Source organism: Salmonella sp. SA14318 (assembly GCF_029866905.1).
GTDB classification, from domain to species: domain Bacteria; phylum Pseudomonadota; class Gammaproteobacteria; order Enterobacterales; family Enterobacteriaceae; genus Salmonella; species Salmonella enterica.
In genome coordinates this window covers 3,024,169-3,048,456 of sequence record NZ_CP123282.1, presented here as the reverse complement: position 1 = coordinate 3,048,456, position 24,288 = coordinate 3,024,169, and the positions used below count along the sequence as shown (strand labels likewise).

At 54.1% G+C, this 24,288-nt stretch carries 23 protein-coding genes, 1 pseudogene and 1 riboswitch; of the genes and pseudogenes, 21 read left to right on the top strand and 3 right to left on the bottom strand.

The window, feature by feature from the left end; genetic code table 11:
- The first annotated feature begins 10 nt into the window (after positions 1 to 10).
- The 5 genes from hutI (at position 11) to hutH (ending at position 6,346) form a co-directional block, all read left to right on the top strand.
- Positions 11 to 1,234 carry an imidazolonepropionase gene (hutI, locus tag QEN32_RS14655; protein ID WP_063809531.1) on the top strand — a complete coding sequence of 408 codons (1,224 nt, stop codon included), beginning with the start codon at positions 11 to 13 and terminating at the stop codon, positions 1,232 to 1,234.
- Positions 1,231 to 2,172, top strand: a complete 942-nt coding sequence (gene hutG, locus QEN32_RS14650; RefSeq protein ID WP_023201461.1) for a formimidoylglutamase — start codon at positions 1,231 to 1,233, stop codon at positions 2,170 to 2,172. Before hutI ends, hutG begins: the two co-directional genes overlap by 4 nt.
- A gap of 44 nt (positions 2,173 to 2,216) precedes the next feature.
- Positions 2,217 to 2,942 carry a histidine utilization repressor gene (locus QEN32_RS14645; RefSeq protein ID WP_000287413.1) on the top strand — a complete coding sequence of 242 codons (726 nt, stop codon included), beginning with the start codon at positions 2,217 to 2,219 and terminating at the stop codon, positions 2,940 to 2,942.
- Between the two features lie 196 nt (positions 2,943 to 3,138).
- On the top strand, positions 3,139 to 4,824 hold the full coding sequence (gene hutU / locus QEN32_RS14640) for a urocanate hydratase (protein ID WP_076932644.1): 1,686 nt from the start codon (positions 3,139 to 3,141) through the stop codon (positions 4,822 to 4,824).
- Between the two features lies 1 nt (position 4,825).
- Positions 4,826 to 6,346, top strand: coding sequence for a histidine ammonia-lyase (gene hutH / locus QEN32_RS14635; protein ID WP_001095241.1), 1,521 nt, complete (start codon positions 4,826 to 4,828; stop codon positions 6,344 to 6,346).
- An 84-nt stretch (positions 6,347 to 6,430) separates the two neighbouring features.
- Here hutH and QEN32_RS14630 read toward each other — a convergent pair whose 3' ends face one another.
- Positions 6,431 to 6,907, bottom strand: coding sequence for a kinase inhibitor (locus QEN32_RS14630; protein ID WP_000767403.1), 477 nt, complete (start codon positions 6,905 to 6,907; stop codon positions 6,431 to 6,433).
- 57 nt (positions 6,908 to 6,964) lie between these two features.
- Positions 6,965 to 8,254 (bottom strand): adenosylmethionine--8-amino-7-oxononanoate transaminase, encoded by a 1,290-nt coding sequence (bioA, locus tag QEN32_RS14625; protein WP_001648451.1) that lies wholly within the window; start codon positions 8,252 to 8,254, stop codon positions 6,965 to 6,967.
- Positions 8,255 to 8,340: 86 nt separating this feature from the next.
- On the opposite strand from bioA, the gene bioB reads away from it, so the two are divergent.
- The 7 genes and pseudogenes from bioB (at position 8,341) to slrP (ending at position 17,380) form a co-directional block, all read left to right on the top strand.
- A complete protein-coding gene (gene bioB, locus QEN32_RS14620) occupies positions 8,341 to 9,381 on the top strand; it encodes a biotin synthase BioB (protein WP_000090727.1) in 1,041 nt (346 codons plus the stop codon).
- Entirely contained in the window at positions 9,378 to 10,535 is a 1,158-nt protein-coding gene (gene bioF / locus QEN32_RS14615; RefSeq protein ID WP_265322352.1) for an 8-amino-7-oxononanoate synthase, read from the top strand. Before bioB ends, bioF begins: the two co-directional genes overlap by 4 nt.
- Positions 10,519 to 11,274, top strand: a complete 756-nt coding sequence (gene bioC, locus QEN32_RS14610; protein ID WP_064034450.1) for a malonyl-ACP O-methyltransferase BioC — start codon at positions 10,519 to 10,521, stop codon at positions 11,272 to 11,274. Before bioF ends, bioC begins: the two co-directional genes overlap by 17 nt.
- Positions 11,267 to 11,953, top strand: a complete 687-nt coding sequence (bioD, locus tag QEN32_RS14605; RefSeq protein ID WP_127172933.1) for a dethiobiotin synthase — start codon at positions 11,267 to 11,269, stop codon at positions 11,951 to 11,953. The genes bioC and bioD overlap by 8 nt, the downstream gene beginning before the upstream one ends.
- A 650-nt stretch (positions 11,954 to 12,603) precedes the next feature.
- Positions 12,604 to 14,625 carry an excinuclease ABC subunit UvrB gene (gene uvrB, locus QEN32_RS14600; RefSeq protein WP_000042502.1) on the top strand — a complete coding sequence of 674 codons (2,022 nt, stop codon included), beginning with the start codon at positions 12,604 to 12,606 and terminating at the stop codon, positions 14,623 to 14,625.
- Positions 14,626 to 14,933: 308 nt separating this feature from the next.
- Positions 14,934 to 15,108 (top strand): annotated as a pseudogene (locus QEN32_RS14595) (hypothetical protein).
- Between the two features lie 7 nt (positions 15,109 to 15,115).
- Entirely contained in the window at positions 15,116 to 17,380 is a 2,265-nt protein-coding gene (slrP, locus tag QEN32_RS14590; RefSeq protein ID WP_265322351.1) for an SPI-1 type III secretion system effector E3 ubiquitin transferase SlrP, read from the top strand.
- 94 nt (positions 17,381 to 17,474) lie between these two features.
- Here slrP and yvcK read toward each other — a convergent pair whose 3' ends face one another.
- On the bottom strand, positions 17,475 to 18,383 hold the full coding sequence (gene yvcK, locus QEN32_RS14585) for a uridine diphosphate-N-acetylglucosamine-binding protein YvcK (protein WP_001246033.1): 909 nt from the start codon (positions 18,381 to 18,383) through the stop codon (positions 17,475 to 17,477).
- A 264-nt stretch (positions 18,384 to 18,647) separates the two neighbouring features.
- Positions 18,648 to 18,792, top strand: a riboswitch (molybdenum cofactor riboswitch).
- On the opposite strand from yvcK, the gene moaA reads away from it, so the two are divergent.
- The 9 genes from moaA (at position 18,780) to QEN32_RS14540 (ending at position 24,287) form a co-directional block, all read left to right on the top strand.
- On the top strand, positions 18,780 to 19,769 hold the full coding sequence (gene moaA / locus QEN32_RS14580) for a GTP 3',8-cyclase MoaA (protein WP_265322350.1): 990 nt from the start codon (positions 18,780 to 18,782) through the stop codon (positions 19,767 to 19,769). (Overlaps the previous riboswitch by 13 nt.)
- A 21-nt stretch (positions 19,770 to 19,790) precedes the next feature.
- Positions 19,791 to 20,303: a molybdenum cofactor biosynthesis protein B gene (moaB, locus tag QEN32_RS14575; protein ID WP_000084604.1), complete on the top strand. Its 513-nt coding sequence runs from the start codon at positions 19,791 to 19,793 to the stop codon at positions 20,301 to 20,303.
- A gap of 2 nt (positions 20,304 to 20,305) precedes the next feature.
- A complete protein-coding gene (gene moaC, locus QEN32_RS14570; RefSeq protein WP_000080895.1) occupies positions 20,306 to 20,791 on the top strand; it encodes a cyclic pyranopterin monophosphate synthase MoaC in 486 nt (161 codons plus the stop codon).
- On the top strand, positions 20,784 to 21,029 hold the full coding sequence (gene moaD / locus QEN32_RS14565; RefSeq protein WP_000598596.1) for a molybdopterin synthase sulfur carrier subunit: 246 nt from the start codon (positions 20,784 to 20,786) through the stop codon (positions 21,027 to 21,029). Before moaC ends, moaD begins: the two co-directional genes overlap by 8 nt.
- Before the next feature lies 1 nt (position 21,030).
- Complete coding sequence (moaE, locus tag QEN32_RS14560; protein WP_001209384.1) at positions 21,031 to 21,483, top strand: molybdopterin synthase catalytic subunit MoaE; 453 nt, start codon at positions 21,031 to 21,033, stop codon at positions 21,481 to 21,483.
- Between the two features lie 47 nt (positions 21,484 to 21,530).
- A complete protein-coding gene (locus QEN32_RS14555) occupies positions 21,531 to 22,235 on the top strand; it encodes a Bax inhibitor-1/YccA family protein (protein WP_000373611.1) in 705 nt (234 codons plus the stop codon).
- A gap of 145 nt (positions 22,236 to 22,380) precedes the next feature.
- On the top strand, positions 22,381 to 23,088 hold the full coding sequence (locus QEN32_RS14550) for a Bax inhibitor-1 family protein (RefSeq protein ID WP_265322349.1): 708 nt from the start codon (positions 22,381 to 22,383) through the stop codon (positions 23,086 to 23,088).
- A 22-nt stretch (positions 23,089 to 23,110) separates the two neighbouring features.
- A complete protein-coding gene (locus QEN32_RS14545) occupies positions 23,111 to 23,719 on the top strand; it encodes a hypothetical protein (protein WP_077906195.1) in 609 nt (202 codons plus the stop codon).
- Between the two features lie 7 nt (positions 23,720 to 23,726).
- A complete protein-coding gene (locus QEN32_RS14540; protein WP_080213288.1) occupies positions 23,727 to 24,287 on the top strand; it encodes a hypothetical protein in 561 nt (186 codons plus the stop codon).
- Position 24,288: the final 1 nt, after the last annotated feature.

Sequence of the window (24,288 nt, the reverse complement as noted above, 5' to 3'; positions counted from 1 at the left end):
AGCGACAGGAATGCGGCAACTTTTACCGGGCGATACTGTCTGGCGAAACATCAGGCTGGCGACAATGGACCCGCAGCGGCAAGCCCCGTACGGGCTGGTGGATAACCAGGCGCTGATTGTACGCGAAGGGCATATTTGCGATATCGTGCCAGAGACGCAGCTTCCTGTCAGTGGGGACAATATCCATGATATGCAGGGACGACTGGTAACCCCGGGACTTATCGATTGCCACACGCATCTGGTGTTTGCCGGTAACCGCGCCGCAGAGTGGGAGCAGCGGCTTAACGGCGCGTCATACCAGCATATTAGCGCTCAGGGCGGCGGCATTAACGCGACGGTATCAGCAACCCGCGCCTGTGCGGAGGAGACGCTCTACCTGCTGGCGCGCGAACGCATGATGCGCCTTGCCAGCGAAGGCGTTACGCTGCTGGAGATTAAATCCGGCTATGGTCTGGAGCTGGCGACAGAAGAAAAGCTGTTGCGCGTCGCTGCAAAACTTGCTGCCGAAAACGCTATCGACATTAGCCCCACGCTATTGGCCGCTCATGCTACGCCAGCGGAGTATCGTGACGACCCGGACGGCTACATCACTTTGGTTTGCGAGACGATGATTCCGCAGCTCTGGCAAAAAGGGTTATTTGATGCGGTAGACCTCTTTTGCGAGAGCGTCGGCTTTAATGTGGCGCAGAGTGAGCGCGTGTTGCAGACGGCGAAGGCGTTAGGTATTCCCGTTAAAGGCCATGTTGAGCAGCTTTCGCTGTTGGGCGGCGCGCAGCTGGTGAGTCGTTATCAGGGTTTATCGGCGGATCATATCGAATATCTTGATGAAACGGGCGTCGCGGCGATGCGTGACGGCGGTACTGTCGGCGTATTATTGCCCGGCGCGTTTTATTTTCTGCGCGAGACGCAGCGCCCGCCGGTAGAACTGCTGCGCCGCTATCAGGTGCCTGTCGCCGTCGCCAGCGATTTCAATCCCGGCACCAGCCCGTTTTGCAGTTTGCATCTGGCGATGAATATGGCCTGCGTACAGTTTGGTCTGACGCCGGAAGAGGCATGGGCGGGCGTTACGCGCCATGCCGCTCGCGCGCTGGGAAGACAGGCGACGCATGGGCAGATCAGGGCCGGCTACCGGGCGGATTTTGTGGTGTGGGATGCTGAACAGCCGGTAGAGATTGTGTATGAGCCGGGGCGTAACCCTTTATATCAGCGGGTATACAGAGGAAAAATCTCATGACGCAATGGTATCCGGCTTCTCCGGCGCTCTGGCAGGGGCGCGATGACAGTATAGAAGCGCCGGATGCGCGGCGTCTGTTTCAGACCGTCACGCGCAGCGAGACCTTTTCCCCCGAAAACTGGCAGCAAAAGATCGCGTTAATGGGATTTGCCTGCGACGAGGGGGTAAAACGCAATTCAGGCCGTCCCGGCGCGGCAGGCGCCCCGGATGCGTTGCGTAAAGCGCTGGCGAATATGGCCAGCCACCAGGGACATGAACGGCTGGTGGATTTAGGCAATTGGGTTGCGCCGACGCCCGATCTGGAAGGCGCGCAGCAGGCCTTGCGCGATGCGGTAAGCCGCTGTCTGCGGGCCGGGATGCGCACGCTGGTGCTGGGCGGCGGGCATGAAACCGCATTTGGACACGGCGCGGGGGTGCTGGACGCGTTTGCGCAGGAAAGCGTAGGGATCATTAATCTTGATGCGCATCTGGATCTCCGTCAGACCGACCGGGCAACATCCGGGACGCCGTTTCGTCAACTGGCGCAGCTATGCGACGCGCAGAGCCGCGCGTTTCATTATGCCTGTTTCGGCGTGAGCCGTGCGGCAAATACGCAGGCGTTGTGGCGGGAAGCGCAGTGGCGGAATGTTACCGTGGTGGAGGATCTTGACTGCCATGACGCGCTGGCGCAGATGACGCAGTTTATTGACAAGGTGGATAAAATTTATCTGACTATCGATCTCGACGTATTGCCTGTCTGGGAAATGCCGGCCGTCTCCGCTCCCGCAGCGCTGGGCGTGCCGCTGATACAGGTTCTGCGTTTAATTGAGCCGGTTTGCCGTAGCGGAAAATTACAGGCGGCGGATCTGGTTGAATTTAATCCACGCTTTGATGAAGATGGCGCAGCGGCGCGCGTGGCGGCGCGGCTTGGCTGGCAAATCGCGCACTGGTGGCGTTAATCTGTCATCCGGAAAACACTCTCCGCATAAGGAAGGCTTCACGCATGTATTCATCCCGCTCCCGTTCTGCGCCTGCGCCTTTTTACGAAACGGTGAAACAGGACATCTGTAAAAAAATAGCCGGCGGCGTCTGGCAGCCGCACGATCGCATTCCGTCGGAAGCTGAACTGGTCGCTCAGTATGGCTTTAGCCGAATGACCATCAACCGGGCGCTGCGTGAGCTGACGGATGAAGGGTGGCTGGTGCGTTTACAGGGCGTGGGGACGTTTGTCGCTGAACCAAAAGGCCAGTCCGCGCTGTTTGAAGTCCGCAGTATCGCCGAGGAGATTGCCGCCCGCCGTCATCAGCATCGTTGTGAGGTGCTCACGCTGGAGCGTGTGCGGGCAAACGCCATCCAGGCCAGCGCTCTCAACGTCAATGAGAGCGATGTCATTTTCCATTCCATCATGGTGCATTATGAAAACGATCTGCCGGTACAAATTGAAGATCGCTGCGTGAATGCGGATATTGCCGTGGATTACCTGACGCAGGATTACCGTCAGACCACGCCGCACGCTTATTTGTCGCGGATCGCGCCGCTAACGGAAGGGGAACATATTGTGGAGGCGGTGCGCGCCACGGCGCAAGAGTGCGCGTGGTTAACTATCAAAGAGCATGAGCCTTGTCTGCTCATTCGTCGTACAACCTGGTCCGCGTCGCGGATTGTTTCTCACGCCCGCTTACTTTTCCCCGGGTCGCGCTACCGGCTACAGGGACGATTTATCTCCTGAGCGGGCCGCTGCCGGAAAACGTGATTGCTGACACAATATAACAAAATTGTATCATTTTTGTTAATTCTATTCTTGTGCTTACTTGTATAGACAAGTATATGTCTGATTCTTATCTGTGGGTCTGCGGCGGTGCCTGATAGTGGCGTTTTAGCGTTATTTGGCGATGGCAGACCGATAATAATGAGGAGTCATTGCTATGCCTGAAAGCAAGTATCGTCAGCAGACTATCCGCGCGCCCCGAGGCACGGTATTAACGGCGAAAAGCTGGCTGACAGAAGCCCCGCTGCGGATGTTAATGAATAATCTCGATCCTGACGTGGCGGAAAATCCGCATGAGCTGGTGGTCTACGGCGGGATTGGTCGCGCCGCGCGCAACTGGGAATGCTATGACGCTATTGTTGATGCGCTCACCCGGCTGGAGGCGGACGAAACGTTGCTTATTCAGTCTGGCAAACCGGTCGGCGTATTTAAAACGCACGACAACGCGCCGCGGGTATTAATCGCCAACTCCAACCTGGTTCCCCACTGGGCGACATGGGAACACTTTAACGAACTGGATGCAAAAGGGCTGGCGATGTACGGTCAAATGACGGCCGGAAGCTGGATTTATATCGGCAGCCAGGGAATCGTGCAGGGAACATACGAAACCTTTGTCGAGGCGGGGCGTCAGCACTATAACGGCACGCTGGCGGGACGCTGGGTGCTGACTGCCGGGCTGGGCGGCATGGGCGGCGCGCAACCGCTAGCCGCGACGCTGGCCGGAGCGTGTTCGCTGACGATTGAATGCCAGCAAAGCCGTATCGATTTTCGTCTGCGTACTCGTTACGTGGATGAGCAGGCCGCCACGCTGGATGACGCGCTGGCCCGCATTACGCGCTACACCCGCGAGGGGAAAGCCGTGTCCGTCGCCCTGCGCGCGAACGCGGCGGATATCCTGCCGGAACTGGTTAATCGCGGCGTGCGCCCGGACCTGGTGACCGATCAGACCAGCGCCCACGATCCGCTACATGGCTATTTACCCTCCGGCTGGCGCTGGGAGGAGTATCAGAAAAACGCGCAATCCGATCCCCACGGGACGATGCAGGCAGCGAAACGTTCCATGGCGGCACATGTTCGGGCGATGCTGGCGTTCAGTAAAATGGGCGTGCCGACCTTTGACTATGGCAACAATATTCGCCAGATGGCGAAAGAGATGGGGGTGGAAAACGCCTTTGATTTTCCGGGATTTGTGCCAGCCTATATTCGTCCGCTGTTCTGTCGTGGCATCGGGCCGTTTCGCTGGGTGGCGCTGTCCGGCGATCCGCAGGATATCTATAAAACCGATGCCAAAGTCAAAGAGATAGTGGCTGAGGATAAACATCTGCATCACTGGCTGGATATGGCGCGCGAGCGCATTCATTTTCAGGGGTTACCGGCGCGTATCTGCTGGGTAGGCCTGGAGTGGCGGCAAAAACTGGGGCTGGCGTTCAACGAAATGGTGCGTTGCGGCGAGGTATCCGCGCCCATTGTGATTGGCCGCGATCACCTGGATTCCGGTTCCGTCGCCAGCCCTAACCGTGAAACCGAAGCGATGCGCGACGGCTCTGACGCGGTTTCCGACTGGCCGCTGTTAAATGCGTTGCTGAATACCGCCAGCGGGGCGACATGGGTATCGCTCCATCATGGCGGCGGAGTGGGGATGGGTTTTTCGCAACACGCCGGTATGGTGATTGTCTGTGATGGCACTGACGAGGCCGCCGCGCGTATTCGCCGCGTGTTACACAACGATCCGGCGACGGGCGTCATGCGCCATGCCGATGCCGGATATGATCTCGCGGTGGAATGCGCTGTTGAGCAAGGTCTGAATTTACCGATGGTTGCGGCGACGCAGGGGAAAGGCTGATATGAACACCATGACACTCACTCCGGGGCAGCTAAGCCTCTCTCAACTGTACGATGTCTGGCGTCATCCGGTACAGCTTCGGCTGGACGCCAGCGCCATTGACGGCATTAACGCCAGCGTCGCGTGCGTCAATGATATCGTTGCCGAAGGGCGTACCGCCTACGGCATCAACACCGGTTTCGGCCTGCTGGCGCAGACGCGCATCGCTGATGAAGACTTGCAAAATCTACAGCGATCGTTGGTGCTGTCTCACGCCGCGGGCGTAGGCGACCCACTGGATGACGCGATGGTGCGTCTGATCATGGTATTGAAAATCAATAGCCTGGCGCGCGGGTTTTCCGGGATTCGGTTGAGCGTGATAGAGGCGCTCATCGCTCTGGTGAATGCCGGCGTGTATCCGCTGATTCCGGCAAAAGGCTCGGTTGGCGCGTCGGGCGACTTAGCGCCGCTGGCGCATCTGTCGCTGACGCTGCTTGGCGAAGGAAAAGCGCGCTGGCAGGGTGAATGGCTTCCGGCGCAGACGGCGCTAAAAAAGGCCGGACTGGAGCCTGTCGCGCTGGCGGCCAAAGAGGGGCTGGCGCTGCTTAACGGCACCCAGGCGTCAACGGCCTTCGCGCTGCGCGGTTTGTTTGAGGCACAGGAGTTATTTGCCTCCGCCGTCGTCTGCGGCGCGCTGACTACCGAAGCCGTGCTGGGATCGCGCCGTCCTTTTGATGCGCGCATTCATGCCGCGCGCGGACAACAGGGGCAAATTGACGTCGCGCGGTTGTTCCGGCATCTGCTGACCGATACTAGTGCTATTGCTGAATCACATCACCACTGTCATAAAGTTCAGGACCCGTATTCCCTTCGCTGTCAGCCGCAGGTAATGGGCGCTTGTCTGACCCAGTTACGTCAGACGAAAGAGGTACTGCTGGCTGAGGCCAACGCGGTATCCGATAATCCGCTGGTCTTTGCCGATGCGGGGGAGGTGATCTCCGGCGGTAACTTCCATGCTGAACCGGTTGCCATGGCGGCGGATAATCTGGCGCTGGCGATAGCGGAAATCGGCGCGCTATCGGAGCGGCGCATCGCGCTGATGATGGATAAACATATGTCGCAGTTACCGCCGTTCCTGGTAAAAAATGGCGGCGTTAATTCCGGTTTTATGATTGCCCAGGTCACCGCCGCGGCGCTCGCCAGCGAGAATAAAGCGCTGGCGCACCCGCACAGCGTGGATAGCCTGCCGACCTCGGCGAATCAGGAAGATCATGTCTCAATGGCCCCGGCGGCAGGACGGCGACTCTGGGAAATGGCGGCGAATACCCGCGGCATCATTGCCGTGGAGTGGCTGGCTGCCTGTCAGGGGATAGATTTACGGGAAGGGTTAACCTCCAGCCCGTTACTGGAACAGGCGCGGCAGACACTGCGCGAGCAGGTGGCGCACTATACGCAGGATCGTTTTTTCGCGCCCGATATTGAGTGTGCGACGGCGCTGCTGGCGCAAGGCGCGTTACAGCGTCTGGTGCCGGACTTTATGTGAATGCTGCCGGATGGCGCGGCGCGTATTCGGCTTACCCAACCCGTTGGCAGGGTAAGACGTTTACGCCGCCATCCGGCACAGCGTTTAACTGAACATCGCCGTGATCGAGGCGCTGGCGAGCGAATGGAAATGCACGTTAAAGCCGACCATCGCGCCGCTGGCGTCTTCATCAACGTCAAGACGCTCGACGTCCAGCGCGTGAACCGTAAAGATATAGCGGTGCGTTTCCCCTTTAGGCGGCGCCGCGCCGCCGTAGCCCGCTTTACCGAAATCGGTACGCGTCTGAATGACGCCGTCTGGTACGGCCACCAGGCCTGAGCCGAACCCCTGGGTCAGTACGCGCGTATCCGCCGGGAGGTTCACCACCACCCAGTGCCACCAGCCGGAGCCGGTCGGCGCGTCGGGATCGTAACAGGTCACGACAAAACTTTTGGTGCCCATCGGCACGTCGTCCCAGGCCAGATGCGGCGAAATATTATCGCCATCATAGCCCATACCGTTAAAAACGTGGCGATGAGGAAGTTTATCTCCATCGCGCAAATCGTTGCTGATAAGTTTCATGCGCTCTCCTTTTGACTCACCAGAAGTGTAGCCAGAAGCAGCATCGCTTACCGCTGATTAATGGCTAAAAAATGTTTCATTGTGTACCGCGTCATTGACCGCCTGGGTCAAACGGCGCAGTTGATCCGGACGAATAATGTAGGGCGGCATCAGGTAGATTAGCCTGCCGAACGGCCTGATCCAGACGCCTTGCCCGACGAAGAAGCGTTGAAGCGCCGCCATATTGACCGGATGCGTGGTTTCAACCACCCCAATCGCGCCCAACACCCGCACATCCGCCACCCAGGGCGAACTTTGCGCGGGGGCTAACTCAGCGCGTAACTGAGACTCGATAGACGCCACCTGCTGACGCCATTCGCCGCTTTCCAGCAGCGTCAGGCTGGCGCAGGCGACGGCGCAGGCCAGCGGATTCCCCATAAACGTCGGGCCATGCATAAAACACCCCGCCTCGCCGTTGCTAATAGTCTCTGCAACCTGGCGTGTCGTGAGCGTTGCCGAGAGGGTCATGGTGCCGCCGGTTAAGGCTTTGCCGAGACACAGAATATCCGGCGCGATCCCGGCGTGCTCGCAGGCGAACAGTTTGCCGGTACGGCCAAACCCGGTGGCTATTTCATCGGCAATCAGCAGAATGCCTTCGCGATCGCACATGTTACGAATACGCCTGAGCCATTGTGGATGATATATGCGCATCCCGCCCGCGCCCTGAACGATAGGTTCCAGAATCACGGCGGCTATTTCATGGCGATGCGCGGCCATCAGGTGGGCAAATGGCGCGATGTCGCTTTCATCCCATTCGCCATCCATCCGGCTTTGCGGCGCCGGCGCGAACAGATTTTCCGGCAGATAGCCTTTCCACAAGCTGTGCATGGAGTTATCCGGATCGCACACCGACATCGCGCCGAACGTGTCGCCATGATAACCGTGGCGAAACGTCAGAAAACGCTGACGCGATTCGCCGCGCGCCTGCCAGTATTGCAGCGCCATCTTCATGGCCACTTCCACCGACACCGAACCGGAGTCGGCCAGAAAGACACACTCCAGCGGTTCAGGCGTTATCGCGACCAGCTTACGGCACAGATTCACCGCAGGTTGATGGGTTATGCCGCCGAACATGACATGCGACATGGCGTCAATTTGCGCTTTCATCGCCGCATTCAATTGTGGGTGGTTATAACCATGAATGGCCGCCCACCAGGAGGACATCCCCTCAATCAGGCGTTCGCCCGAGGCGAGAACCAGCTCGCAGCCTTCGGCCCGCTCAACGGGATATACCGGCAGCGGCGAGGTCATGGAAGTGTAAGGATGCCAAATATGGCGTTTATCGAAGGCCAGATCGTCCGTTGTCATAATCGACTTGTAAACCAAATTAAAAAGATTTAGGTTTACGAGTCTACACCATATCAAAAACAAACAACATATTTTGGAGAAGCCCGATGGCTCGCCACCCACGCTGGACACTGTCGCAAGTAACCGAATTATTTGAAAAACCACTGCTGGAATTGCTGTTTGAAGCGCAGCAAATTCATCGCCAGCATTTCGATCCGCAGCAGGTACAGGTTAGTACGCTGCTGTCGATCAAAACCGGCGCCTGCCCGGAGGATTGTAAATACTGCCCGCAGAGCTCGCGCTATAAAACCGGGCTGGAAGCCGAGCGTTTAATGGAAGTAGAGCAGGTACTGGACTCCGCCCGTAAAGCGAAAAACGCCGGTTCGACCCGCTTCTGTATGGGAGCGGCCTGGAAGAATCCGCATGAACGCGATATGCCTTATCTGGAGCAGATTGTACAGGGCGTCAAAGCGATGGGGCTGGAAACCTGTATGACGCTAGGCATGTTGAACGAGAGCCAGGCGCAGCGTCTGGCTAACGCCGGGCTGGATTACTACAACCACAACCTCGATACCTCGCCGGAGTTTTACGGCAATATCATCACTACCCGTACCTATCAGGAGCGCCTCGACACGCTGGAAAAAGTCCGTGAAGCAGGGATTAAAGTGTGCTCCGGCGGCATTGTGGGTCTGGGCGAAACGGTTACCGATCGCGCCGGACTGTTGTTGCAGTTGGCGAACCTGCCGACGCCGCCGGAAAGCGTGCCAATTAACATGCTGGTGAAGGTAAAAGGCACGCCGCTTGCGGATAACGATGACGTGGATGCATTTGATTTTATTCGTACTATCGCCGTAGCGCGCATCATGATGCCGACCTCATACGTGCGTCTTTCCGCAGGACGTGAACAGATGAACGAGCAGACCCAGGCGATGTGCTTTATGGCCGGGGCGAACTCGATTTTCTATGGCTGCAAATTGTTAACTACGCCAAATCCGGCAGAGGACAAGGATCTGCAGTTATTCCGTAAGCTGGGGCTGAATCCGCAGCAGACCAGGGTGCTGGCGGGCGATAACGAGCAGCAGCAACGTCTGGAGCAGACGCTGATGACGCCTGACACCGATGATTATTACAACGCGGCAGCCTTATGAGTTGGCAACAACGCGTCGACGATGCGCTGACGGCGCGTCGGGCGACGGATACATTGCGCCGCCGCTATGTGGTGTCGCAGGGCGCCGGACGCTGGCTGGTAGCGAACGGGCGACAGTATCTTAACTTCTCCAGCAATGATTACCTCGGCTTAAGTCAACACCCGCAGATTATTCGCGCCTGGCAACAGGCAGCGATACGTTTTGGCGTCGGCAGCGGCGGGTCGGGTCATATCAGCGGTTATTCCGTGGCGCACCGGGCGTTAGAGGAGGAACTGGCGCAATGGTTAGGATATCCACGCGCGCTGCTGTTTATCTCTGGCTTTGCGGCGAATCAGGCGGTCATTACCGCCTTAATGAAAAAAAATGACCGGATTGTGGCCGACAGGTTGAGTCATGCTTCCCTGCTGGAGGCCGCCAATCTGAGTCCGGCGCAGCTTCGCCGCTTTATCCATAACGATACGCAGCATCTGTCGCGTTTACTGCAATCGCCCTGCGTGGGTCAGCAACTGGTGGTGACAGAAGGTGTATACAGCATGGACGGCGACAGCGCGCCGCTGGCGGAAATCCAGCACATTGCCCGCAGGCATCATGCCTGGCTGTTGGTTGATGATGCGCACGGCATCGGCGTGACTGGCGATGAGGGGCGGGGCACCTGCTGGCAACGGGGGGTGAAGCCTGAGTTGCTGGTGGTGACTTTCGGTAAGGGGTTTGGCGTCAGCGGCGCTGCGGTGCTCTGCTCGGAAAGCGTCGCGGATTATCTGCTGCAATTTGCCCGTCATCTGGTTTACAGCACCAGTATGCCGCCCGCCCAGGCGCAGGCGTTAAGCGCCTCGCTGGCGGTGATCCGTAGCGATGAAGGTGGTGAACGGCGCGAAAAACTCGCCGCTCTGGTTCAGCGCTTTCGGGCCGGCGTTAACGCGTCCCGGTTTACGCTACTGAATGCCCATAGCGCCATCCAGCCGTTAATCGTGGGCGATAACAGCCGTGCATTACGCCTGGCGGAGGCACTGCGTCAACAAGGATGCTGGGCGACGGCGATTCGCCCGCCGACGGTGCCTGTCGGCACGGCGCGCCTGCGCTTAACGTTAACGCAGGCGCATGAAGCGTGTGATATCGATCGTCTGCTGGAGGTGCTGCATGGCGCAGGTGAATAAGCAGGCTATTGCGGCGGCGTTTGGCCGGGCCGCATCGCAATATGAACAGCACGCCTCTTTGCAGCAACACAGCGCGGATGCGCTGCTGACGCTGTTGACAGGCCGCCAGTTTGCCAGTGTGTTGGACGCAGGCTGCGGCCCCGGACGTATGAGTCGTTACTGGCGAGAGCGGGGGAGCGAAGTGACCGCCCTGGATCTTTCGCTGCCGATGCTGCAACAGGCGCGCGATCGTCAGGCGGCACATCACTATTTGCTGGCGGATATCGAAGCGATTCCCCATGACGCCGAAGTTTTTGACCTGGCCTGGAGCAACCTGGCGGTCCAGTGGTGTGGCGATTTACGTGATGCGTTGAGCGAGTTGTATCGGGTTGTACGGCCCGGCGGCGTGGTGGCGTTTACCACCTTGTGCCAGGGGTCGTTGCCGGAGCTGCGTCAGGCATGGCAGGCCGTCGATAATCGCGCTCACGCGAATAGCTTTTTGCCGGAAGAGGCCATTGACCACGCGCTGCGCGGCTGGCGGGCGTCTCGTCATACTCAGGCGATGACATTGTGGTTTGAGGATGCCCTGAGCGCGATGCGCTCGCTTAAAGGCATTGGCGCCACCCATCTTCATGAAGGGCGGGAGTCGGATGTATTAACCCGCGCCCGGCTTAGACAGATTCAGTTGGCATGGCCGCGGCGGCAGGGGAAATATCCGCTGACGTACCATCTTTTTATGGGAGTGATTGAACGTGACTAAACGCTATTTTGTGACCGGTACTGATACTGAAGTCGGTAAAACGGTTGCCAGTTGCGCCTTATTGCAGGCCGCAACGCAGTTAGGTTATCAAACCGTAGGCTATAAGCCCGTCGCTTCCGGCAGCGAAATGACAACCGACGGGCTACGCAATAGCGATGCGTTGGCCTTGCAGCGTCACAGCAGCCTGCCGCAACCTTATTCCGCTATCAATCCTTATACTTTTGCCGAGCCTACCTCTCCCCACATCGTTAGCGCCGACGAAGGCCGGGCGATAGACGCGGCGGTGTTATCACGCGGATTGCGAACGCTGGAGTCGCAGGCAGACTGGGTGTTGACAGAAGGGGCGGGCGGCTGGTTTACACCGCTCTCTGCCACGCTGACGTTTGCCGACTGGGTACAGACGGAACAGCTGCCGGTGATTCTGGTTGTTGGCGTCAAGTTGGGCTGTATTAATCACGCCATGCTGACGGCGCTGGCGGTAGAACAGGCCGGATTACCACTTGTCGGATGGATAGCCAACGACATACAGCCGCCGGGCGCGCGTCATGGTGAATATCTCGCGACGCTTCGCCGCGTCATACCGGCCCCGCTGTTAGGGGAAATCCCGTGGCTGGGCATTTCTCCATCGCAGGCGGCGACAGGACAGTATCTGGACCTCAGCCCCCTGGAACGCGCCTGACCGCGCTTAAAAACCGCCTTCTTGCAGGATCAGACGATCCTGCTGTTCTTTCGCCAGACCCTCCTGACGTCGCCAGGCTAAAAATGTGCAAAATGTGAGCGTCTACGCCTCAATTTTTCCCTTCTCGTTAGCCAATAATCTGCCAAAAATAGCGATAATTTTTTTTTATCGCCCGGCGAAAACGTCAAGGGCTGATTTTGCCAGGCGGCAGGGGATACGGGCTGGAAGCAGTTATCCACTATTCCTGTGGATAACCTTGTGTATTAGAGTTAGAAAACACAACGTAAGCGAGAGGCGACGCGGCCTGCGACTAAATTGGCGCGAAAGACGGCTTGAGAAAATATCCCTTTTCAGACAGCAAGTTATATAAAATCAATGGTTGTAAAGGAAGGGGGATACGTTGACATAAAACTTTCATCATCCGACTTGACAAATGTTAAAAAAGACTCTGGTCTGGGGATAACCAGCACACTGCTGGAATTTTACCCCGCGACTGTCTATGTTTTACCTCTAAATAGCGTGGGGTATCTGCCGATAGCCATTATACACTGGAGTGTTACTGTTTTTTCATCCAGTATTTTTTATTGGCAATATTCACCGTCGAGAGTAAAATTACACCCCTGCCCGCTCACTCCTTCAGGTAGCCGCTCATGAGTAAACCGTTCAAACTGAATTCCGCTTTTAAACCTTCTGGCGATCAGCCGGACGCTATACGTCGTCTGGAAGAGGGGCTGGAGGACGGGCTGGCGCATCAGACGTTATTGGGCGTGACCGGCTCCGGGAAGACATTCACCATTGCCAACGTCATTGCGGACTTGCAGCGGCCAACGATGGTGCTTGCGCCCAATAAAACCCTGGCGGCGCAGCTCTACGGCGAAATGAAAGAGTTTTTCCCGGAAAACGCGGTCGAGTATTTCGTCTCCTACTATGACTACTATCAGCCGGAAGCGTATGTGCCAAGTTCGGATACGTTTATCGAAAAAGACGCTTCGGTAAACGAACATATTGAGCAAATGCGGTTGTCGGCAACGAAAGCGTTGCTTGAGCGACGCGATGTCGTGGTGGTGGCTTCCGTGTCCGCGATTTACGGTCTGGGCGATCCGGATCTCTACCTGAAAATGATGCTGCATCTGACGGTGGGAATGCTGATTGACCAGCGCGCGATTTTGCGTCGGCTGGCGGAATTGCAATACACCCGTAACGATCAAGCTTTTCAGCGTGGTACCTTTCGCGTGCGCGGCGAAGTGATCGACATCTTCCCGGCTGAATCTGACGACATCGCGCTACGCGTTGAGCTGTTTGATGAAGAAGTGGAACGCCTGTCGCTGTTCGACCCGTTAACCGGGCAGGTAGAGTCAACGGTGCCACGTTATACTATCTATCCCAAAACGCACTACGTGACGCCGCGCGAGCGTATTCTGCAGGCGATGGAAGAGATAAAAGATGAGCTGGCGGACAGGCGTAAGGTCTTGCTGGCGAATAATAAGCTGCTTGAAGAGCAGCGATTAAGCCAGCGCACGCAGTTCGATTTAGAGATGATGAACGAGCTGGGCTACTGCTCAGGCATTGAAAACTATTCCCGCTTTCTGTCGGGCCGCGGGCCGGGCGAACCGCCGCCAACCTTGTTCGATTATCTGCCCGCCGACGGACTGCTGGTGGTGGATGAGTCTCATGTCACCATCCCGCAGATAGGCGGCATGTACCGCGGCGACCGGGCGCGCAAAGAGACGCTGGTCGAGTATGGCTTCCGTCTGCCTTCGGCGCTGGATAACCGTCCGCTGAAGTTTGAGGAGTTTGAAGCCTTAGCGCCGCAAACTATCTATGTTTCCGCCACGCCCGGCAACTATGAGCTGGAAAAATCTGGTGATGAGGTGGTGGATCAGGTCGTGCGACCGACCGGGCTGCTGGACCCGATTATTGAAGTGCGTCCGGTGGCGACCCAGGTGGACGATCTGCTGTCCGAAATTCGTCAGCGTGCGGCCATTAATGAGCGTGTCCTTGTCACTACGCTTACCAAACGGATGGCGGAAGATTTGACCGAATATCTGGAAGAACACGGCGAGCGCGTGCGTTACCTGCACTCAGATATTGATACCGTGGAGCGCATGGAAATCATCCGCGATTTGCGTCTGGGCGAGTTTGACGTTCTGGTGGGGATTAACCTGCTGCGCGAAGGGCTGGATATGCCGGAAGTCTCGCTGGTGGCGATTCTGGACGCCGATAAAGAGGGCTTTCTGCGCTCCGAGCGCTCCCTGATTCAGACCATAGGACGCGCGGCGCGTAACGTTAACGGTAAAGCGATTCTGTATGGCGATAAAATCACGCCGTCGATGGCGAAGGCGATTGGCGAAACCGAGCGACGTCGCGAGAAGCAGCAGAAGTACAACGAAGAGCACGGTATCACTCCGCAGGGGCTGAACAAAAAAGTGGTCGACATCCTGGCGCTGGGGCAGAACATTGCGAAAACCAAAGCGAAGGGGAAAGGCAAGGGCCGTTCTACGGCAAAAGCCGGAATTGTCGAACTGGATATGACGCCGAAAGCGTTGCAGCAGAAAATTCATGAACTGGAAGGGCAAATGATGCAGCACGCGCAAAATCTGGAGTTTGAAGAAGCCGCGCAAATTCGCGACCAGTTGCACCAGTTACGCGAGTTGTTTATCGCGGCGTCCTGACAATGTGTCGATCTCCAGCGAGTCATCGTTACCATGGCTCGCTTTTGAGAATTTCAGTGCAATAGTCAGGGCTAAGTCAGTCAGGAATGAAAAACAGTGACAGGCTTTGACTAACGAGATTGTCGAAAAAGTCAAAACATCAATGGGGTAGCTAGTTTAATCACAACTGAAGAAAATTAGCGTTGAGGCTGAACCCAACGCTAATTTTCCCTCTCTCCTCGGCTATGAAAAAAAACGCCCCGTATTATCGGTATAGCTATCCTTATGATCGTCATTTTAATCTTATGTGAGTTCGTTGAAATCGTGTCATGGCAACAGATAACATCATCCTACGTAAAAAAAGAGGTGATGGAAGCGTGAGCATTTATAAGTCAAGTGCAGCAAATACTGAATGATTTGTCCGAAATAATGACGACTATGACCTCTTATTTAAAGTTGAGAATATCCTTATCTGTTACTTTAGGTTACGTTCAGTTCAGGTAGGGAAAATATGTTTAATATTACTAATATACAACCTACGGCAAGGCATCAAAGTATTAGCAATGAGGCATCAACAGAGGTACCTTTAAAAGAAGAGATATGGAATAAAATAAGTGCCTTTTTCTCTTCAGAACATCAGGTTGAAGCACAAAGCTGCATCGCTTATCTTTGTCATCCACCTGAAACCGCCTCGCCAGAAGAGATCAAAAGCAAGTTTGAATGTTTAAGGACGTTAGCTTTCCCGGCGTATGCGGATAATATTCAGTATAGTAGAGGAGGGGCAGACCAATACTGTATTTTGAGTGAAAATAGTCAGGAAATTCTGTCTATAGTTTTTAATACAGAGGGCTATACCGTTGAGGGAGGGGGAAAGTCAGTCACCTATACCCGTGTGACAGAAAGTGAGCAGGCGAGTAGCGCTTCCGGCTCCAAAGATACTGTGAATTATGAGTTAATCTGGTCTGAGTGGGTAAAAGCGGCGCCAGCGGAAGAGGCAGCAAATCGTGAAGAAGCCGTACAACGGATGCGTGACTGCCTGAAAAATAATAAGACGGAACTCCGTCTGAAAATATTAGGACTTACCACTATACCCGCCTGTATTCCTGAGCAGATAACTACTCTGATACTCGATAACAATGAACTGAAAAGTTTGCCGGAAAATTTACAGGGAAATATAAAGACCCTGTATGCCAGCTGTAATCAGCTAACCAGTATCCCTGCCTCGTTACCGGATACCATACAGGAAATGGAGCTGAGCATTAACCGTATTACTGAATTGCCGGAACGTTTGCCTTCAGCGCTTCAATCGCTGGATCTTTTCCATAATAAAATTAGTTTTTTACCTGAAAATCTACCTGAGGAACTTCGGTACCTGAGCGTTTATGATAACCGCATAAGGACATTGCCAGAACATCTTCCGTCAGGGATTATCCGTTTGAATGTGCAGAGTAATTCGTTAACCGCTCTGCCTGAAACATTGCCACCGGGCCTGAAGAATCTGGAGGCCGGCGAAAATGCCTTAACCAGTCTGCCCGCATCGTTACCACCAGAATTACAGGTCCTGGATGTAAGTAAAAATCAGATTACTGTTCTGCCTGAAACACTACCTCCCACGATAACAACGCTGGACGTTTCCCGTAATGCATTGAGTAATCTACCGGAAAACCTCCCGGCGGCATTACAAATAATGCAGGCCTCTCGCAATCGCCTGGTCCGTCTCCCGGAGTCGTTACCCCATTTTCGTGGTGAAGGACCTCGACCTACAAGAATAATCGTAGAACATAATCCTTTTTCAGAACGAACAATACAGAATATGCAGCGGCTAATGTCCTCTGCGGGTTATCAGGGACCCGAGGTATTTTTCGCCATGGGCGACTTTTCAACTGTTCGGGTAACTCGACCACTGCATCAAGCTGTCCGGTGGTGGCTAACCAATCTTGAGGAGGAAGACATCAACCAATGGCGGGCATTTGAGGCAGAGGCAAACGCGGCGGCTTTCAGCGGATTCCTGGACTATCTTGGTGATACGCAGAATACCCGGCACCCGGATTTTAAGGAACAAGTCTCCGCCTGGCTAATGCGCCTGGCTGATGATAGCGCACTAAGAGAAACCGCATTTATTATAGCGATGGATGCAACGATAAGCTGTGAAGATCGGGTCACACTGGCATACCACCAAATGCAGGAAGCGACGTTGGTTCATGATGCTGAAAGAGGCGCCTTTGATAGCCACTTAGCAGAACTGATTATGGCGGGGCGTGAAATTTTTCGGCTGGAGCAAATAGAATCGCTCGCCAGAGAAAAGGTAAAACGGCTGTTTTTTATTGACGAAATCGAAGTATACCTGGGTTTTCAGAATCAGTTACGAGAGTCGCTGTCGCTGACAACAATGACCCAGGATATGCGGTTCTATAACGTTTCGGGTATTACTGAGTCTGACCTGGACGAGGCGGAAATAAGGATAAAAATTGCTGAAAATAGGGATTTTCACAAATGGTTTGCGCTGTGGGGGCCGTGGCATAAAGTGCTGGAGCGTATAGCGCCAGAAGAGTGGCGTGAAATGATGGACAAAAGGGCTGAGTGTATTGAAACGGATGAGTATCAGAGCCGGGTCAATGCTGAACTGGAAGCGTTAAGAATAGCAGACGACTCTGACGCAGAGCGTGCTATTGGGAAAAAAATAATGGAAGAAATTAATCAGTCACTCTGTACTGAGATCATGGAGAATATATTGCTGAAAAAAGAGGTGAGCTCGCTCATGAGCGCCTACTGGTGATAGCTGAACGCAGTTTATCAGAAGGGGGAGAGAGCCTGTTTACCCTTCGGTGTAAACAGGCTTCTGATAAGCGCAGCGTCGTCGGTAAACGGGCTTAACCCAACGCCTGTAGCGCTTTTTCCAGCGCATTATGTAATAACTGACGATCGTGGCGATAGGGGATATCGCTGGCCTCCAGCACTTCCTGAATCACCAGCCGATCGTTCACCGCACTGACGTCAACTCGCGGCCCAACCACTACTGCGTCAATGACTTTTTTGCCAATATATTGCTCCATCATCGCCAGCTTATCGACCAGCGTTAAACTGGCGGCGGGCAGACTCAGTTCGCGACCCAGATTGCCGATATACACCATTGGCGCCGGGGTGCGCCGCAGCGCCTGCGCCAGTTCATCCAGCAGCAGGCAAGGCATCAGGCTGGTATAAAAACTGCCAGGGCCAATCAGAATCAGATCCGCGTCATTAATGGCCTGTACCGCTTCCCGCGTCGCCGGAACGTTTGGCGTTAACATGATCTCCTGCGGCGGCGTCGCTAACTGATCGATATTCACCTCGCCATAAATCTCATGCCCCTGATCGTCAATCGCCATCAGATCTACCGGTAGCTCCGACATCGGGATCAGCTGCGCGTCCACTTTAAGCAGATTACGAATTAAATTAATCGCTTCCAGAGGCCGCACGCTCAGGTGATCTAACGCCTTTAACATCAAATTTCCGAGGTTATGACCAGAAAGTTCGCCATTACCGCCAAAACGATACTCAAACATAGCGGATGCGACGCTGGGTTCGGTAATTAACTGATTCAGACAGTTGCGCATATCGCCCCATGCGATCCCGCCTTCCGAGCGGCGAATACGGCCAGTTGACCCCCCGTTATCTGTGGTAGTCACAATGCCGGTCAGGCGCGAACCTAATGAAGAAAGCGAGGAGAGGACGCGTCCTAATCCATGCCCTCCGCCGAGGGCAACGACACGATCAAGGTCAGCCAGCGTACGATTGCGCATAAAAATTCCTGAAGTCAAATAAGCAGCGCTACAGTAGCGCAAGTCGCGGGTTTTCAGCAATTAGCCGACCGGCTAAAAGACAATTAATTATTCCCGACTACCCCTTTATAGCGAGGGCGTTACCACGGCTAAATGATATATATCAATGTAAAAGTGTGATTTTCACGTATTCTGTCGCTAAATAGCACGATCATATCGCTATGTATATGTTTATATAGCGAAAGCGTGATGGCGAAATTGTCATTTACACGCTAGTATCGGCGTAACCACAGTAAACACTCTAGCCTCTGCACCTGGGTCATTTTTGATACGGTGCTTTGGCCGTGACAACGTTTAACGTTTGCCACCAGGGCGCAGGAAGAAATGACTCCGCCTCCCGTATTTGGAAAGGTGTACATGGCTTCACAACTTACCGATGCTTTCGCGCGTAAGTTTTACTACTTGCGTTTGTCGATTACCGATGTGTGTAACTTTCGTTGCACCTACTGCCTGCCGGATGGCTACAAACCTGGCGGCGTCACTAACAACAGTTTCCTTACCGTCGATGAAATTCGTCGCGTTACGCGCGCTTTTGCCAGTCTTGGCACGGAGAAGGTGCGTCTTACCGGCGGCGAGCCTTCATTACGCCGCGATTTTACCGACATCATTGCCGCCGTGGGTGAAAATGATGCTATTCGCCAGATCGCGGTGACCACTAACGGTTATCGACTGGCGCGCGATGCCGCGAGCTGGCGCGAAGCGGGGCTGACGGGCGTCAATGTTAGCGTGGATAGTCTGGATGCGCGTCAGTTCCATGCGATTACCGGTCAGGACAAATTCCGCCAGGTGATGGCGGGCATCGATGCCGCCTTTGACGCCGGTTTCGAAAAGGTGAAAGTCAACACCGTGCTGATGCGCGACGTGAATCACCATCAGTTGGATACCTTCCTTGCCTGGATTCAGCCTCGCCCCATTCAGCTACGCTTCATTGAACTTATGGAGACGGGCGAGGGGAGCGATCTCTTCCGCAAACATCATATTTCGGGTCAGGTATTACGCGACGAGCTGATTAAGCGCGGTTGGATCCACCAGCTCCGCCAGCGCAGCGATGGCCCGGCGCAGGTTTTTTGTCATCCCGATTACGCCGGTGAGATCGGTCTCATTATGCCGTATGAAAAAGATTTCTGCGCCACCTGTAACCGCCTGCGTGTTTCGTCCGTCGGTAAGCTGCATTTATGTCTGTTTGGCGACGGCGGCGTGAGTTTACGCGACCTGTTACAGGATGACGCGCAGCAATACGCGCTTGAGAAACGTATTTCCGACGCGTTGCGGGAGAAAAAGCAGACCCATTTCCTTCACCAGAGCAATACTGGTATTACGCAAAATTTATCTTACATTGGCGGTTAATCCTTAATAAGGAGATTTCAGATGAGTCAGGTCAGCGCTGAATTTATCCCGACCCGCATCGCTATTCTTACTGTTTCCAGCCGACGCGGCGAAGAAGACGACACCTCCGGTCATTATCTGCGTGATTCGGCGCAGGAGGCCGGGCATGAAGTGGTGGCGAAAGCCATCGTTAAAGAGAACCGTTACGCGATTCGCGCCCAGGTTTCCGCCTGGATCGCCAGTGATGAGGTGCAGGTCGTATTGATAACTGGTGGGACCGGTTTGACCGAAGGCGATCAGGCGCCGGAAGCGCTGTTGCCGCTGTTCGATCGTGAAGTGGAAGGATTTGGCGAAGTGTTTCGCATGCTCTCGTTTGAAGAGATCGGCACCGCAACTCTGCAGTCGCGCGCGGTAGCTGGCGTGGCGAATAACACCTTGATTTTCGCCATGCCGGGCTCCACAAAAGCGTGCAGAACCGCATGGGAGAATATCATTGCGCCGCAGCTGGATGCCCGTACACGCCCATGTAATTTTCACCCTCATTTAAAGAAATAACGATGTCGCAATTAACCCATATAAACGCCGCAGGCGAAGCGCACATGGTGGACGTTTCCGCGAAAGCGGAAACCGTTCGTGAAGCGCGGGCGGAAGCATTCGTTACCATGCGTAGTGAAACGCTGGCGATGATTGTTGATGGCAAACACCACAAGGGCGATGTTTTCGCCACCGCCCGAATTGCCGGTATTCAGGCCGCCAAACGCACCTGGGAGCTGATCCCGCTGTGCCACCCGCTACTGCTAAGTAAAGTGGAGATTCAGCTTCAGGCCGAGCCGGAGCATAACCGCGTACGTATTGAGTCTCTGTGCCGTCTGACCGGTAAAACCGGCGTCGAAATGGAAGCATTAACCGCGGCGTCCGTCGCGGCGTTAACCATCTACGACATGTGCAAAGCGGTACAAAAAGATATGGTAATTGGTCCGGTGCGCCTGCTGGCGAAAAGCGGCGGCAAATCGGGGGATTTTAAGGTGGATACGCATGATTAAGGTGCTTTTCTTCGCCCAGGTTCGCGAGCTTACAGGAACTGATGCGCTGGATCTTCCAGCAGATTTTTCCACCGTTGAGTCGCTGCGACAGCATCTGGCGACAAAGAGCGATCGTTGGGCGCTGGCGCTGGAAGACGGCAAGCTGTTGGCGGCGGTCAACCAGACGCTGGTAAGTTTTGACCATCCGCTGACGGCGGGCGATGAAGTGGCGTTTTTCCCGCCAGTCACGGGGGGCTAACATGCGTGAAACGCGAATTGTAGTCGGCCCTGCGCCGTTTAGCGTCGGGGAGGAATATTCCTGGCTGGCGGCGCGCGACGAAGACGGCGCGGTCGTCACCTTTACCGGAAAAGTGCGCAATCATAACCTGGGCGATAGCGTTAAGGCGCTGACGCTGGAGCATTATCCCGGCATGACTGAGAAAGCTCTGGCGGAGATCGTCGCGAAGGCGCGTTCCCGCTGGCCGCTGGGACGGGTCACGGTGATTCATCGCGTTGGCGAATTATGGCCGGGCGATGAGATTGTGTTTGTCGGCGTCACCAGCGCGCACCGCAGTAGCGCGTTCGACGCCGGTCAGTTCATTATGGATTATCTGAAAACCCGTGCGCCGTTCTGGAAGCGTGAAGCCACGCCGGAAGGCGATCGCTGGGTCGAAGCGCGCGACAGCGACCAGCAGTTGGCGAAACGTTGGTAGCAGAATGTGATACGCTTTAGGGTATCATTTCCACACAGGAGTTCATCATGGACAGATTTCCACGATCTGATTCAATAGTGCAGGCGCGATCCGGCCTGCAGACCTATATGGCGCAAGTGTATGGCTGGATGACGGTCGGACTGTTACTGACCGCGTTTATCGCGTGGTATGCGGCTAATACGCCAGCCGTCATGATGTTTGTCTTTTCCAGTAAGATCACCTTCTTTGGCTTAATTATTGCCCAGCTTGCGCTGGTGTTTGTTCTGTCGGGACTGGTGCATAAACTTAGCGCCGGAATGGCGACGACGCTGTTTATGCTCTATTCGGCGCTAACCGGATTGACGTTATCCAGTATTTTTATCGTTTACACCTACTCCTCTATCGCCAGCACGTTTGTGGTGACGGGGGGAATGTTTGGCGCCATGAGCCTGTACGGGTACACCACTAAACGCGATCTTAGCGGTTTCGGCAATATGCTGTTTATGGCGCTTATTGGTATCGTTCTGGCGTCGCTGGTCAATTTCTGGCTGAAGAGTGAAGCGCTGATGTGGGCGGTAACCTATATCGGGGTGGTGGTGTTTGTCGGTCTGACCGCCTATGATACGCAGAAACTGAAAAATATCGGCGAGCAAATAGATACCCGCGATAGCGCTAATCTGCGTAAATATTCGATTCTCGGCGCGTTAACGCTGTACCTGGACTTTATCAACCTGTTCCTGATGTTACTGCGTATTTTTGGTAATCGCCGCTAATTATAGCGATCTCTTAAAATCCTGGCCCTGCGCCAGGATTTTTTTAGGACTATATTTAGGGCGAAACAGCATAAATATCTTAGAAATGTTTTCCTGCGCTTGCCATTCTTATCACCGTGATCATGTGAAGAGTGATAAATGACAAGTGGGACCTCTGGCTGCAATACGTATACGACAAATAGCATTTATTCCCGCGACAATGTTATCCCTTACCTATTGGTATACTGCGTTGGGACTATGGTGTACCGCCGGCATTATATGGTTAACGTTGTATACTCATTTTTTGATAACCCACGTTCAACCTGTTGTTGTTTTGTGGATATCAGCACTTTTGCTTGGTCTGGGGTATGGGGCCATTACCTGTCTTTCCCGCTTTGGCACTGTTGTCGCAACGTTGATATATATTGCCATCATTACGCTTACCGGCGTGTCATTAGCTTACCTTTTCTCAGGTGGCGCGACCATTTTCATGATTGTTGGAATCATGTTTAGTCTTAATGCCTTATTTATTTTCTACCTGAATATCAGTTCTGGTCTATTCAGGCCGTTAATTTTTATGGCGGTAAGCGGGATCATCGCTGCGATAGTTGTCAATAGCCTGGTGGCCAGTAGCACTATGGTCTGGATAGTCAGTATGCTGACGGTATTGGTATGGACATTGATTACAGCACTAGAAAAATCGACACTTCATGGTTATGCCCGCATGTTATATCACAGCGAGTTTTCATCCCTGTCTCGTTGCGCTTTATTTGGCGCGCTGACGCTTTACCTTGGCATTATTAATGCTGTGGTTACGCTGTGTCGTTATATCATTTTGATGATTCTGGAAATACTATTATCTTTCAGGCCGTAGGCGTTGCAGGTTTTTATTCAGGTTGGTGATGATGGGTATAATGAGTAAATTATGTGGCAAACAATTTTGGTTAGCGTTTTGTGAAGCTAAAGACGTCACTCGCGCCATTAAAAATGGCGGCGAGGATTTTAATAAGAAATGCCCACCAGCGCTGATTTCTCATTTCATTACCGGATTGTCATGGGAACATTCATTACCCAATCCTGCGCCTGTTTGCGCGTTTAGTTTTATGCTTCTTGTGGGAGGTGTGTGCAGTGCGCATTTTGTTTTTGATAAGTTTATCCTGTATTGGCCACTAAATATAATTATTTATTTTGGCAGTGCTATAGGTATGATGCTATGTGTTATGGCTGAGGTATGGCTTATTGCCAAGGGTTTTATCCTGGGTTTGCGCCTCTGCGTTTTACTTTTTTTATTAAATATTATGCTCTGCGGTACTGGATTATTTGACGTGTTGTGCAATCAAAATAGCGAACTAAAGAGTGATCTGGTTATCGCGATTATTATGGTTGTGCTTTGCCGCTGGGTGATGAATGGCGAAACGTTTACGATGATGATTCGTTTCTGCCTGGGGCGTCGATTAGTGCGAGTCGCATTACAAAAATATCTCACCTCACAGACAAGGAAATGATAAGCCCATGAACCTGATGACGTGGCTAACAGGAAAAACACTGGCGGAGCTGGTGAAAAAAGGGCAGTTGATCCCGCCAGAAATTAAGTTACCTGTGTATCCGGCCAGCCACTACAAAAAAAACTGGTATGAACAAGGTATTCCTCACGGAGGCGTTATTGGGCTTACGGCGATTATGATGACCATGACATGGATCGTCAGTATAAACATGGTTATTGCGCAGTTTGAGCTGCACAATAAAAAGCATCTGGAGCTGGTCTTCTTCCTGGCCGTGGGCTATATCGCTTTTCTTACCCCGTCAAATCAGCTCCTGCTTAAAGGAAGAATGAGCGGGGTCATTATTTACCGCTATGCGCTATTGCTGGCCATTATTTCCGTTACGTTGGCAACGCTCTGTACCCTGTCATCAGTATTCATGGGCGAGTTTCACGAAGTGCTCCTGCTGCTGTTTAGCTGGTCATTGCTGCTTTTTTCCCGCTTACAGATGAATACGTCTTTTTTCTCAGCATATGTTTATTTTTACCGGATAAAACGCGTTGTGCTGGAAAGCGAAAACGCGTCTGCTTAAA

What these genes read in the sequence shown, in the direction of transcription:
- hutI (WP_063809531.1), top strand. Translation starts at nt 11, where the DNA reads ATGCGGCAACTTTTACCGGGCGATACTGTCTGGCGAAACATCAGGCTG.
- hutG (WP_023201461.1), top strand. Translation starts at nt 1,231, where the DNA reads ATGACGCAATGGTATCCGGCTTCTCCGGCGCTCTGGCAGGGGCGCGAT.
- QEN32_RS14645 (WP_000287413.1), top strand. Translation starts at nt 2,217, where the DNA reads ATGTATTCATCCCGCTCCCGTTCTGCGCCTGCGCCTTTTTACGAAACG.
- hutU (WP_076932644.1), top strand. Translation starts at nt 3,139, where the DNA reads ATGCCTGAAAGCAAGTATCGTCAGCAGACTATCCGCGCGCCCCGAGGC.
- hutH (WP_001095241.1), top strand. Translation starts at nt 4,826, where the DNA reads ATGAACACCATGACACTCACTCCGGGGCAGCTAAGCCTCTCTCAACTG.
- QEN32_RS14630 (WP_000767403.1), bottom strand. Translation starts at nt 6,907, where the DNA reads ATGAAACTTATCAGCAACGATTTGCGCGATGGAGATAAACTTCCTCAT.
- bioA (WP_001648451.1), bottom strand. Translation starts at nt 8,254, where the DNA reads ATGACAACGGACGATCTGGCCTTCGATAAACGCCATATTTGGCATCCT.
- bioB (WP_000090727.1), top strand. Translation starts at nt 8,341, where the DNA reads ATGGCTCGCCACCCACGCTGGACACTGTCGCAAGTAACCGAATTATTT.
- bioF (WP_265322352.1), top strand. Translation starts at nt 9,378, where the DNA reads ATGAGTTGGCAACAACGCGTCGACGATGCGCTGACGGCGCGTCGGGCG.
- bioC (WP_064034450.1), top strand. Translation starts at nt 10,519, where the DNA reads ATGGCGCAGGTGAATAAGCAGGCTATTGCGGCGGCGTTTGGCCGGGCC.
- uvrB (WP_000042502.1), top strand. Translation starts at nt 12,604, where the DNA reads ATGAGTAAACCGTTCAAACTGAATTCCGCTTTTAAACCTTCTGGCGAT.
- slrP (WP_265322351.1), top strand. Translation starts at nt 15,116, where the DNA reads ATGTTTAATATTACTAATATACAACCTACGGCAAGGCATCAAAGTATT.
- yvcK (WP_001246033.1), bottom strand. Translation starts at nt 18,383, where the DNA reads ATGCGCAATCGTACGCTGGCTGACCTTGATCGTGTCGTTGCCCTCGGC.
- moaA (WP_265322350.1), top strand. Translation starts at nt 18,780, where the DNA reads ATGGCTTCACAACTTACCGATGCTTTCGCGCGTAAGTTTTACTACTTG.
- moaB (WP_000084604.1), top strand. Translation starts at nt 19,791, where the DNA reads ATGAGTCAGGTCAGCGCTGAATTTATCCCGACCCGCATCGCTATTCTT.
- moaC (WP_000080895.1), top strand. Translation starts at nt 20,306, where the DNA reads ATGTCGCAATTAACCCATATAAACGCCGCAGGCGAAGCGCACATGGTG.
- moaD (WP_000598596.1), top strand. Translation starts at nt 20,784, where the DNA reads ATGATTAAGGTGCTTTTCTTCGCCCAGGTTCGCGAGCTTACAGGAACT.
- moaE (WP_001209384.1), top strand. Translation starts at nt 21,031, where the DNA reads ATGCGTGAAACGCGAATTGTAGTCGGCCCTGCGCCGTTTAGCGTCGGG.
- QEN32_RS14555 (WP_000373611.1), top strand. Translation starts at nt 21,531, where the DNA reads ATGGACAGATTTCCACGATCTGATTCAATAGTGCAGGCGCGATCCGGC.
- QEN32_RS14540 (WP_080213288.1), top strand. Translation starts at nt 23,727, where the DNA reads ATGAACCTGATGACGTGGCTAACAGGAAAAACACTGGCGGAGCTGGTG.